Below are 11,283 nucleotides of genomic sequence, written 5' to 3'. Positions count from 1 at the left end.
CCTTAAACAAATAATGAATAATATGGGAGAAACTCAAGTAAAAACTGCGCATCCAAAAGGACTTTGGGTATTGTTTGGAACCGAGATGTGGGAGCGATTCAATTTCTATGGAATGCGAGCTTTATTAACTTTATTTCTTGTGAATTCATTATTGATGAAGGAAGAAGAAGCGTCTTTGATTTATGGAGGTTTCCTTGGACTTTGTTACCTGACACCAATGTTGGGAGGTTTTGTAGCCGATCGTTTTTTAGGTAACAGAAATTGTATTCTTTTAGGAGGTTTATTAATGGCAATTGGACAATTGTTATTGTTTACCAGTGGAAGTGTTTTTGAGTCTAACTTAGGTTTGGCAAAAATCATCATGTATTCTGCATTAGGAGTTATTGTTTTTGGTAACGGATTCTTCAAGCCAAACATTTCGAGTATGGTAGGAAGTTTGTATCCTAAACAGGAAAAAACAAAATTAGATAGTGCTTTTACTATTTTCTATATGGGAATTAACATCGGAGCATTTTTAGGTCAATCTATTTGTCCTTTGTTAGGAGATGTTAAAGATGCTGGTGGAATTAGAGATATCCATGCTTTTAGATGGGGATTCATGGCGGCTTCAGCTGCGATGTTTTTAGGAACAATCCTTTTTTACTTTTTGAAAAATAAATATGTGGTTTCTCCTGAAGGAAAACCATTAGGAGGTTTGCCTTCTAAAAACGACGCTTCTGATTTTGAAGAAGGTGAAGCACAAAAAGCTAATTTTTCTGGTAAAGCTTTGACAATTGCAGGAATTGCATTTATCGCTTTAGGATTCTTTTTTCATTATGCCGTAGGTCAGAACTTGATTTATACATTGATTTACTCAAGTGGTTTGTCATTGGCCGGATTGATTATTTCAGATACTTCTTTGACTAAGATCGAAAGAGACAGGATTATAGTTATTTATATCGTTTCATTCTTTATTATTTTCTTTTGGGCAGCTTTTGAACAAGCCGGTTCCTCGTTAACTTTTATTGCAGACAATCAAACCGATAGGAATTTCTTTGGCTGGTTAATGCCTCCATCAATGGTTCAGATTTTTAACGGACTGTTTGTAGTGATATTAGCGGTACCTTTCAGTATACTTTGGGATACTTTAAGAGCTAAAGATAAAGAGCCTATTTCTCCGGTAAAATTAGCTGTTGGCTTAGTGGTAATTTCTCTTAGTTTCTTTATGATTGCTACTCAGGTTTCATATATCGGAACTTCAGGTTTACTGTTGGTAAAATGGCTTATCTTATTGTATTTCTTAAATACATGTGCAGAGTTGTGTTTATCGCCAATTGGTTTGTCATTGGTAGGTAAATTATCTCCAAAACGTTTTTCTTCTTTATTATATGGGGTATTCTTTTTGTCGAATGCATCAGGATATGCTTTAGGAGGAACTTTAGGTTCTATTCTGCCTGCAACTGGTGATAAATTTGCAAAGGCAAAAGAATTAGGAATTGATCTTCAGGCAGTTTTAGATAATAAAATTGTACCAACAGCTGAGCAGATAGCTTTATTAGATCAGCATCAGATTAGTGCTCATAATCACTTTTTTGCCGGATTTGAAATCCATAATTTATATGAATTCTTTATGGTATTTGTTGTTTTAACAGGTATTGCGGCATTGGTCTTATTTGCTTTGACTCCATTCTTGAAGAAAATGATGCATGGTGTTCGATAAATAATGATAAAGAGATATAAAAATTACCTACAGGTTTAGACTTGTAGGTAATTTTAATTTTAAAGAGTTTATAACTATGTGGAAAAAACACCCAAAAGCACTGCCTTATTTGTTTTTATCTGAAATGTGGGAGCGTTTTGGTTACTATTTGATGATCGGAATTTTTACTTTATATCTAAAAGATGTAAAGGAGGGTTTTGCTATGACTGAGAAAGAAGCTTCTGATCTTTACGGAACTTTTATTGCATTGGTCTTTTTAACTCCCTTTATTGGCGGTCTTATTGCTGATAGGTATTTGGGGTATAGAAAGTCTATCGTTTTTGGTGGGATTTTAATGGGAATTGGCTACTTCCTAATGGGGGTGCACAACATAACAATGCTTTATATTGCCATGACTTTGGTGATTATAGGCAATGGTTTTTTTAAACCCAATATTTCTACATTATTGGGAAGTTTTTATTCTAAAGAAGAATATAAAGATAAAAAGGATGAAGGTTACAATATTTTCTATATGGGAATTAATGTTGGGGCTTTTATTTGTAATTTCTTTGGCGCTGCATTACAGATCCTTTTAGGATGGCATTGGGCTTTTATGGCTGCAGGAGTCGGGATGTTCATAGGTGTTGTTGTGTTTTTATTAGGTACAAAACATTATGTGGGATACGATCAGAAAAAAGGGGTACAGGAAGGGGACATGCCTTTTTATAAAATTATCCTGTTCATTTTATTGCCGTCATTGATTTTTGGAGTCATTGGCTGGTTGATAAAAGGTGTTGCTTCAGAGACTAATTTAGATAGTTATATCTTTGGTTCAGATAGTACGGATGCTTTTATTTTTGCTTGTATTCCGATCGTTTTCTTTTATGGATCACTTTATTTTAAAGCTAAAGCAGAAGATAAACGACCAATTGGAGCTCTATTGGCTATTTTTGGTGTAGTTATTTTATTTTGGGCCGTGTTTAAACTTAATGGTTCAGCACTTACTACCTGGGCTGATCGTTATACAGACAGAGAAGTGACCGGAACAGCGGGCCAATTTGTTGGCAAACTAAAACTGGCAAAAGAAGTAGAATATAAAAAAGGCCCTACTGAACTTTATGATCAGCAGTTTCGTTTGCAAAAGGTAAACGGAGTTGTAGAGACAGAAGTGAATTATCCTTTGTATTTTAGAAATGTTGCTCCGGAAAAATTACCTGAAGAAGGGGCTAAAGTACATCTATGGGCTACCAATTTAAGTCAGTCTATTAATCCGGCCTGGGTGATTATAATAACGCCTCTGATTGTGGCATTTTTCTCTTTTTTGCGATCTAGAAAAAAAGAACCTTCAACACCCACGAAAATTGCTTTTGGTTTGCTAATTTCGGCGCTGTCTGTTTTGGTTATGATCGCTGCTGTACAAATTGGTAATGATGGAGCGGAGAAAGTTAGTGCCTGGTGGTTGGTAGCAAATTATGGTATTATAACAATTGGTGAATTGTTTTTAAGTCCTATGGGATTATCTGTCGTATCTAAGTTGAGTCCGGTTAATATTACTTCCTTAATGATGGGAGGCTGGTTTTTGGCCACTTCGATAGGGAATAAGTTAAGCGGAGTTTTGGCTAGTATGTGGGATACTTATGACAATAAAGCCAATTTTTTTTGGGTGAATTTTGCATTGTTAATGTTTGCAACTTTACTGATGTTTGGTTTAGTGAAGCAACTTAACAAAGTAATGAAAGAAAAAGGAATCAATTAATTATTTATAAATAAATGGAACAGAAGGTCACTTTAGAGGAAATTCAAAATTTTAAAGGTAATTACCCAAAACAATTGTGGTATTTGTTTTTTGTTGAAATGTGGGAGCGTTTTTGTTTTTACGGAATGCGTGGTGTTCTTGTTATTTTTATGGTAGATCAGCTTTTTTTAAAAGAAGATCATGCCAGTGAGCAATACGGTGCAATACAAGCTTTCGTATATGCTTTTACTTTTATTGGAGGTATTTTTGCCGATAAAGTTTTAGGATTTAAAAAATCACTGTTTTTTGGTGGAATCGTAATGATTTTGGGTAATCTTTTGATTGCTGTTGCGCCTCATGATTTGTTTTATTACGGAATTGCTTTCTCTATCATTGGGACAGGTTTTTTTAAGCCTAATGTTTCCTCAATGGTTGGGGAATTGTATCATGAAGATGATCCCAGAAGAGATGCGGGTTACGGAATGTTTTATGCCGGGATAAATGTTGGAGGACTTTTTGGTGGTGCTTTATGTGTTTATTTGGGAAAATATTATTCCTGGCAATTGTGCTTTTTGTCAGCAGCAATAGTAATGTTTTTGGGATTAGTTACATTTTTATTTACCAAAAAATATTTAGGTCCAATTGGAGATTCTCCATTATTGGATTTGGCGCCGGCTAAAAGAAGAATCCGTGAAATTGCAGTATATACAATATCAATATTGAGTTTGCCATTTATTTTTATAATGGTAAAAAATACACATTACACAGATTATTTTATGTATACAATTGGAATAGTGGCTGTCTTGTATTTTACTTACGAACTGATTAAGCTCGGAGATGTAAAATTACAGAAAAAGCTGTTTGCTGCTTTTTTGTTTGTATTCTTTTATTTGTTGTTTAATGCTATTTACGAGCAAAGCGGGGGCTCATTATCACTCTTTGCAAAAGACAATCTAAATGATAAGTTGTTGTTCTTTACTATTGATCCAAATGTGGTAAACAATAGTTCAAACACATTTTTTGTGGTAGTTTTAAGTCCGATTATCGGATTGTTGTGGATTTGGTTGGGAAAAAGGAGAATAGAGCCTAATACATTAATTAAATTCGGAATTGGATTTTTGTTTCTGGGAGCTTCATTTTATGTTTTTTACTTAACAAAGTTTTTTGCCAATTCTAAAGGAATTACGTCTTTAAATGTATTTACGTTTGCGTATTTAATTACTACTATTGGAGAATTATGCTTAGGGCCAATCGGAATGTCAATCATCACTAAGTTGTCTCCAAAAAGATTGTTTGGGATGATGATGGGGTTGTGGTTTCTGGCAAGTGCATTTGGACAATTGTTTGCAGGGAAATTAGGTGCTGAAATTTCCAGGTCAAATACGGGGGATACTTTGCTTTCTAAACTGCAATCCTATACAGAAGGTTACTATCAATTGGCTATTTATTCGCTTGTTGCCGGAGTTATTTTGATTGCAATTTCGCCATTAATCAGGAAATTAATGCAAGAAGTAAAATAGAGGACATTTTTGGATTCTTTTTTTGTTTAAATTTGTCAAAAATTCAAAAGACCATGAAAAAAATATTTTTAATAACCTTGTTTTTAGTTGGAGCGTTTGTGACACAAGCGCAAGAATTGAAATGGTATACTGATGTAAGAGAAGCAATCACGGTAAGTAATAAAGTACAAAAGCCAATGTTGATGTTCTTTACCGGAAGTGATTGGTGTGGATGGTGTATTCGCTTGCAAAATGAAGTGCTGAAAACACCCGAATTTAAAAAATGGGCTACTGATAATGTTATTTTAGTTGAACTGGATTATCCAAGAAGAACGCCTCAGACTCCTGAAATTAAAAATCAGAATAACGAATTGCAACAAGCTTTCGGGATTCAGGGATTTCCAACTGTTTACTTTACAAGTGCTGAATCAAAAGACGGGAAAGTAAATTTTAAAGGACTCGGGCAAACGGGCTATGTTGCCGGAGGTCCATCTGCCTGGCTAACAGTAGCGGAAGGAATTGTTCATCCTAAGAAATCTTAAAAAGAATAGATACCATACAATCATTTTATAGAAACTCCTTACTTATCGTAAGGAGTTTTTTTTGTTTAGTAAGAAAAGTTATTCACTGTTTTGTTTGATTTATCATTTTGATATTTTATTATGTTCAAAAAAACATATAATGTATTTTTTGTATTAATAAAAATTGTAAAATTAAAATAATATGTTAATTTCGTTAAACCTATACTAACCAAAAACCAATATTATTATGACCAAAAAATTACTTATCCTACTATTCTTTTTAGGTTCATTTTTTCTGCATTCGCAAAATTTAGTTTGGAGGACTAATATGACAGATGCAATTGCAATAAGTAATGAATTAAAAAAACCAATGTTAATTTTATTCACTGGTGAAGGTGCACCTGATAATCTTCAGAATGAAATCTTTAAAACCCCTGACTTCGCCGTTTGGTCGCGTGACAATGTAGTTCTTGTAAAGCTTGATTTGTCTGATGTTTCTGCGGATCAGAGTGATAAAGAACAAAATGTAAAGCTAAAGAATGCATTTGGCGTTCAGGATTTACCTGAAGTTTGCTTTGCTAGTGCCTCAGTGAGAAAGAATAAAACAACATTTAGTGCTTTAGGAAAGCTTGCTTATAAGCCAGGTGGTGCAAAAGCATGGATAGCCGAATCAAATGCAATTTTGCATCCTAGCGAATAATTAATTTAAATTAAGTTTCTTAGTTTAATTTGTAGATTCCCTTTTTGCTTCCGGGCAAAAAGGGATACTTTTTTTATGAACATCATTGATTGCTAATCAAAGCTTTTGTTATTTTTGACAGGTTATTTTGTTTAATATATTAAAATAGTGATGTTTTATTATTAAATTATTGTTTTTGTTGTTTTTCCTTTATTTTTTATTCCTATATCGCTTGTTTGATAAGGATATTATGTTAATTTAGGCCCATAAACCTACTTAAAACCAATTTAATATGACCCGAAAACTACTTATTTTATTCTTCTTTTTAGGCTCATTTTTTCTACATTCACAAAATTTAATTTGGAAGACTGATATGAATGATGCTATTGTGGCAAGTGATACACAAAAACGCCCTTTATTGATTTTTTTTACAGCAACTGGTACTCCACAGAAAATTCAGGGTGATATTTTTGCAACCCCCGATTTTGCAGTCTGGTCACGCGATAATGTTATTTTAGTAAAACTTGATTTGTCTGATACTTCTGTCTCTGATGTTGTAAAAGAACAAAATGTAAAACTAAAAAATGCTCTGGGTATTGATGAATTACCACAGGTATGTCTTTTAATGGCCTCTGTGAGAAAAGGTAAAACTACTTTTAACAATCTGGGTTTAGTTCCTTACAGACAAGCAGGCGCAAAAGCATGGATAGCAGATGCAAATTTAATTTTGAATCCTTAACGATCAGATTAATCTTTTTTTGATATAAAACCCTTTTTAACTTAGTGTGAAAAGGGTTTTGTTGGTTTAGGTTTCTATTGTTAATCAGTAGCTTATTGTTTTAAGTTTGTTTTTTTTCTTATTTAATGATAAAATTAATCTTTTATTGGTTAATTCGTATTTTTGTTAATATTTAAATTATTAAACGCTTATTTTGATTTGTTTTTTATTTAATTTGTGTTAAATTAATGAAATAAATATAACTTAAATTGAAGCTGATATGACAAAAAAACTACTTCTCCTGCTATTTTTTTTGAGTTCATTTTTTCTCCATGCGCAAAGTTTATTTTGGAAAACGAATATGAACGATGCAATCAAAGTGTGTGACGAACAAAGGAAGCCGTTATTGATTTTTTTTACTGCAACTGGCATTTCACAGGCAATTCAGAACGATGTTTTTGCAACTCCTGATTTTGCGGACTGGTCTGATAATAATATTGTTTTATTAAAACTTGATTTGTCAGATTCAGCACTCTCTGATGAGGATAAAGAGCAAAATAGAAAACTAAAAGAAGCTTTAGGTATTGATGAATTGCCTCAGGTTTGCCTTGCTACAGCCTCTATCAGAAGAAATAAACCTACGATTAATAAACTGGGCCTGCTGGACTATAAATTTGGAGGAGCAAAAAAATGGATATCAGATGCTAAGGCAATATTGAGTGGGGAATAATCTAGTTTTACTCTAATTTATAATATCCTTTTTCGCTCGTTGCGTGAAAAGGGGTGTTTTTTTTAAGACATGTTATTTTCCAGTTCTTTTGAATTGAATAAGAATTGGAAGCATCGGCAATTATTATTATTGGATGTAAATCTTGTAAAATACGGTCTAAATTTATTTTTGGAGACTGAGTTAAGATCAGTATATCTGGCTGAATTCTGTTTTCATAAATTCCTGAACTATCTATGATAAAGATTTTTTTTCCGTTAAAAAACAAAGTGTTTTTAATTGTATTCGTTGATTTTAGTTTTCCAAAATTCCCTACTATATATGAATTCAAAATGTTATTTTTCGAAAGTGTGTCATTTGTAAAAAGTGAAATGTTTTTGCCTTTTCTTACTGAAATTAGAGTGTTTCGCTTCGCATTGTAAACAATCAGTTCTTGTTTGTTTTCGATCTCTTTTTTGGTGTAGATGAAAGAAATTTGGACTAAGATTATTGTAATTAATAAAAATGATATTTTACTGAAACCAGGTTTTTTGCTCCAGATAATGAAAGCAATAATAAGTAAGTAGAAAGTGATTAAGAAATAAAAATTAAAGCTGATATCTCTTATAACAAACGATTCAAATGAAGCTATAAAATGGATGGTTTGATTTAAAAGATAAATGCTTTTTTCAAAAACTTCAATTAACAGTATTGGCGGAGAAATAAAAAGGGCGACAATCATTACTATAATACCGGCAATCATTATAAAAGACAATAGCGGAATAATGATAATGTTGGTAACAAAAAACAATCCGGGAAACTGATGAAAATAATACAGGCAAAGAGGTAAGGTGCCAATTTGTGCTGCAAACGAAACAGTTAATGCATTCCAGACAGTCGTTTGAATTTTATTTTTTGGTTTCCAGATATTTTTTAAGACAGGTTGCAGCCAAACTATAAAAAAAAGTGCCAGATAGCTCAACTGAAAACCAACATCAAATAGAAAATAAGGTTCGAACAGTAATATTAAAAGAATAGAAACTAATAGAGTATGATAAATGCTTCCATTTCTGCGTAAATGATTACCAATCGCTAAAAAAGAAAACATTACTACAGAACGTAAAACAGATGGGGACAATCCTGAAATGATAGCGAATGTAGCCAGGGATAGCAAAATCGAAAGGAGTTTTATAAGAGAGCCCTTTTTTGTATTCGGAATTGGTTTTAGAATAAAATTGATGAAAAGCATGATAAAACCCACATGCAGTCCTGAAACGGATAATATATGTGTAGCTCCTGAATATTGATAATCCTGAATAATATCAGAAGAAATTTCCTGTTGTTGGCCTAAAATGAGCGCCAGAGCGACATTCATTTCTTCATTGTTAAAATTAGCTTTTTCAAGATTACGAACGATTCGGGAATGTAACCTGCCACAATAATACCATATATCCTTTTTAAGTTTTTTGTTAAGGCTGATTTCACTTTTGTTGATATACACTTGTGCATAAATTTGCTTGTCAGCCAAATATTTACCGTAATCAAATTGGTTCGGATTTTTGTTTGAATTGCTGCGTTGTAAAGTAGTTGTAACTTTTATAACATTTCCTATAATTAGATTTTCAGTGCTGTCTTTGTGGATATTGACGATTATTTTTCCCGAATATGTTTTGTTGTCAATCGTGTTTATAATGGCAGTAAATCTGTCATTATAAGTATTGCTTTTGAGTTTTTCCCGTAAAGTAAATGTTATGGCTTTTGGATTTTCAAAAGCACTGTGGCTATGAATGTAATTTGATTTTTGAAGTGAACTGGTATGAAATAATAAAGTTAAAGCACCAATGAAAAAAGAAATAAAATAAGTGCTTAACCCAAAAAAGAGATAGCGTTTTTTATTTTTTTGAGTTAGAAAATAAGAGACTAAAAAAAGCACAATCCCAACAATGAAGAGCGCTCCGGCAACATCAAGTGAAGGTTCGCGATAATAGCAAAACAAAATGCCGATAATAAACAAAATGGTTATTTTGGCTAAAGGGAAATCTAATACTTTCATGTTTTAAAAGTATTAAATATTTTGTAAGAAAAAGAATATATTTTGCTTAAGCCGATTTATTCGATAACTCTATTAATTTGTACATAAGAATTTTGATAATAAGCTTCTTTTGTAGAAGAAATGATCACTCCTTTAGAAGTTGATGAGTGCACAAATTTTATTTCGTTCGAATTTACTTCAACAATTAATCCAACATGATTAATTTGTTTGCTTCTGTTGGTTTTAAAGAATATTAAATCGCCTTTTTGAGCATCGTTAAATTGTATTATTCTTCCAACCTTTGCTTGTTCGTAAGATGGTCTTGGCAATTTGATGTTTTCTGACTCAAATGAAGTGTAAACTAAACCAGAGCAATCATAGCCATTTCTTGTTGTGCCGCCGGCTTTATAGCGAACACCAATGTTGTCAGTTGCTTTTTCGATTACATGATTGACAATATATTTATTTTCCCGTTTCGATTCCTTTTTGCTCACAGCAGTTGAAGCCGATTTACAAGACGCAAAAAGGATTGATAAAAGGAGGAAAAGGTATATTTTTTTCAAACTATAAAATCTTTAAAATTGTTTTAAATCGGCAACAATAAGTTTTGCAGTTTTTTTACTGGCGCCAACTCCGCCTAATTTTTGCTCCAGAATATCATAATTCTTCAACAGCTTTTCGCGATAGTTTGGCTCTAATAATTTTTGTAATTCCTCTTTAATACGTTTTGTATTGCAATCACTCTGAATCAATTCTGTCACAACTTCCTGATCCATAATCAAATTGACAAGCGAAATGTATTTTAAAGTTATAATACGTTTTGCAATTTGATATGAAATAGCACTTCCTTTATAGCAAACCACTTCCGGAACCTTAAAAAGTGCCGTTTCTAGAGTAGCAGTTCCTGAAGTGACCAAAGCTGCGGTAGAAGAACGCAATAAGTCGTATGTCTTGTTCGAAATAAATTTAATGTTTTTATTGCTGATAAATTGTTGGTAAAACTCAAAATCCTGGCTTGGAGCACCTGCAATTACAAATTCATACTCTTGAAAATCATCTGCAACACTTAGCATAACACTTAGCATTTTGGTGATCTCCTGTTGGCGGCTTCCGGGTAAAACAGCAATAATAGGTTTGTCACCTAATTGATTTTCTTTCCTAAAGATAACTTCATCAAAAGGAGGCTGATTCTGAATGGCATCAATTAACGGATGTCCAACAAAATCTACCGGGAAATGATGTTTGTCTTCATAAAAGCTTTTTTCGAAAGGCAAGATCACAAACATTTTATCAATGTCATGTTTGATTGCTTTAATTCGGTTTTCTTTCCATGCCCAAATTTGAGGTGAAATATAATAGTGCGTTTTATAATGTAAAGCTTTAGCCCATTTTGCAATACGCATATTAAAGCCCGGGTAATCAATAAAAATCAAAACATCAGGCTGGAATTCTGTAATGTCTTTTTTGCAGATTTTGATATTGTTTAAAATAGTTTTCAGATTAAAAACCACTTCAATAAAACCCATAAAAGCCAATTCACGATAATGCTTTACTAATGTTCCTCCGGCTTTTTGCATTAAATCGCCTCCCCAAAATCTAATATCGGCTTGAGGATCTTCCTCATATAATGCTTTCATTAAATTTGAACCGTGTAGATCTCCGGAGGCTTCACCTGCTATTATGTAATATTTCATATGAATTTTCTTGAAAGTGTG

At 32.7% G+C, this 11,283-nt stretch carries 10 protein-coding genes; 7 read left to right on the top strand and 3 right to left on the bottom strand.

The window, feature by feature from the left end; all coding sequences use genetic code 11:
- The first annotated feature begins 22 nt into the window (after positions 1 to 22).
- The 7 genes from ACQY44_RS10710 (at position 23) to ACQY44_RS10680 (ending at position 7,560) form a co-directional block, all read left to right on the top strand.
- Complete coding sequence (locus tag ACQY44_RS10710) at positions 23 to 1,699, top strand: peptide MFS transporter (RefSeq protein WP_428230348.1); 1,677 nt, start codon at positions 23 to 25, stop codon at positions 1,697 to 1,699.
- 76 nt (positions 1,700 to 1,775) lie between these two features.
- Entirely contained in the window at positions 1,776 to 3,434 is a 1,659-nt protein-coding gene (locus ACQY44_RS10705) for a peptide MFS transporter (protein WP_428230347.1), read from the top strand.
- Positions 3,435 to 3,448: 14 nt separating this feature from the next.
- Positions 3,449 to 4,933 carry a peptide MFS transporter gene (locus ACQY44_RS10700; RefSeq protein ID WP_428230346.1) on the top strand — a complete coding sequence of 495 codons (1,485 nt, stop codon included), beginning with the start codon at positions 3,449 to 3,451 and terminating at the stop codon, positions 4,931 to 4,933.
- A gap of 53 nt (positions 4,934 to 4,986) precedes the next feature.
- Complete coding sequence (locus ACQY44_RS10695; RefSeq protein WP_428230345.1) at positions 4,987 to 5,454, top strand: thioredoxin family protein; 468 nt, start codon at positions 4,987 to 4,989, stop codon at positions 5,452 to 5,454.
- A 226-nt stretch (positions 5,455 to 5,680) separates the two neighbouring features.
- A complete protein-coding gene (locus ACQY44_RS10690; protein ID WP_428230344.1) occupies positions 5,681 to 6,133 on the top strand; it encodes a thioredoxin family protein in 453 nt (150 codons plus the stop codon).
- A 271-nt stretch (positions 6,134 to 6,404) separates the two neighbouring features.
- Positions 6,405 to 6,851, top strand: a complete 447-nt coding sequence (locus tag ACQY44_RS10685) for a thioredoxin family protein (protein ID WP_428230343.1) — start codon at positions 6,405 to 6,407, stop codon at positions 6,849 to 6,851.
- 259 nt (positions 6,852 to 7,110) lie between these two features.
- Entirely contained in the window at positions 7,111 to 7,560 is a 450-nt protein-coding gene (locus tag ACQY44_RS10680) for a thioredoxin family protein (RefSeq protein WP_428230342.1), read from the top strand.
- A 7-nt stretch (positions 7,561 to 7,567) separates the two neighbouring features.
- Here ACQY44_RS10680 and ACQY44_RS10675 read toward each other — a convergent pair whose 3' ends face one another.
- From ACQY44_RS10675 to lpxB, 3 genes are read right to left on the bottom strand one after another with little or no spacing between them, the layout of a single operon-like run.
- Positions 7,568 to 9,589 carry a ComEC/Rec2 family competence protein gene (locus tag ACQY44_RS10675; RefSeq protein ID WP_428230341.1) on the bottom strand — a complete coding sequence of 674 codons (2,022 nt, stop codon included), beginning with the start codon at positions 9,587 to 9,589 and terminating at the stop codon, positions 7,568 to 7,570.
- A gap of 56 nt (positions 9,590 to 9,645) precedes the next feature.
- Entirely contained in the window at positions 9,646 to 10,131 is a 486-nt protein-coding gene (locus tag ACQY44_RS10670) for a C40 family peptidase (protein ID WP_428230340.1), read from the bottom strand.
- Between the two features lie 12 nt (positions 10,132 to 10,143).
- Positions 10,144 to 11,262: a lipid-A-disaccharide synthase gene (lpxB, locus tag ACQY44_RS10665; protein WP_428230339.1), complete on the bottom strand. Its 1,119-nt coding sequence runs from the start codon at positions 11,260 to 11,262 to the stop codon at positions 10,144 to 10,146.
- Positions 11,263 to 11,283 lie beyond the last annotated feature (21 nt).

It is taken from the genome of Flavobacterium sp. (assembly GCF_965277525.1).
GTDB lineage: Bacteria > Bacteroidota > Bacteroidia > Flavobacteriales > Flavobacteriaceae > Flavobacterium.
The sequence above is the reverse complement of the archived record's forward strand: the minus strand, read 5'-3'. Positions and strand labels throughout refer to the sequence as shown.

Excerpts from the sequence above, each read along its gene's own strand:
- ACQY44_RS10700 (WP_428230346.1), top strand. The coding sequence starts at position 3,449 with ATGGAACAGAAGGTCACTTTAGAGGAAATTCAAAATTTTAAAGGTAAT.
- ACQY44_RS10690 (WP_428230344.1), top strand. The coding sequence starts at position 5,681 with ATGACCAAAAAATTACTTATCCTACTATTCTTTTTAGGTTCATTTTTT.
- ACQY44_RS10695 (WP_428230345.1), top strand. The coding sequence starts at position 4,987 with ATGAAAAAAATATTTTTAATAACCTTGTTTTTAGTTGGAGCGTTTGTG.
- ACQY44_RS10705 (WP_428230347.1), top strand. The coding sequence starts at position 1,776 with ATGTGGAAAAAACACCCAAAAGCACTGCCTTATTTGTTTTTATCTGAA.
- ACQY44_RS10680 (WP_428230342.1), top strand. The coding sequence starts at position 7,111 with ATGACAAAAAAACTACTTCTCCTGCTATTTTTTTTGAGTTCATTTTTT.
- ACQY44_RS10710 (WP_428230348.1), top strand. The coding sequence starts at position 23 with ATGGGAGAAACTCAAGTAAAAACTGCGCATCCAAAAGGACTTTGGGTA.
- ACQY44_RS10685 (WP_428230343.1), top strand. The coding sequence starts at position 6,405 with ATGACCCGAAAACTACTTATTTTATTCTTCTTTTTAGGCTCATTTTTT.
- ACQY44_RS10675 (WP_428230341.1), bottom strand. The coding sequence starts at position 9,589 with ATGAAAGTATTAGATTTCCCTTTAGCCAAAATAACCATTTTGTTTATT.
- lpxB (WP_428230339.1), bottom strand. The coding sequence starts at position 11,262 with ATGAAATATTACATAATAGCAGGTGAAGCCTCCGGAGATCTACACGGT.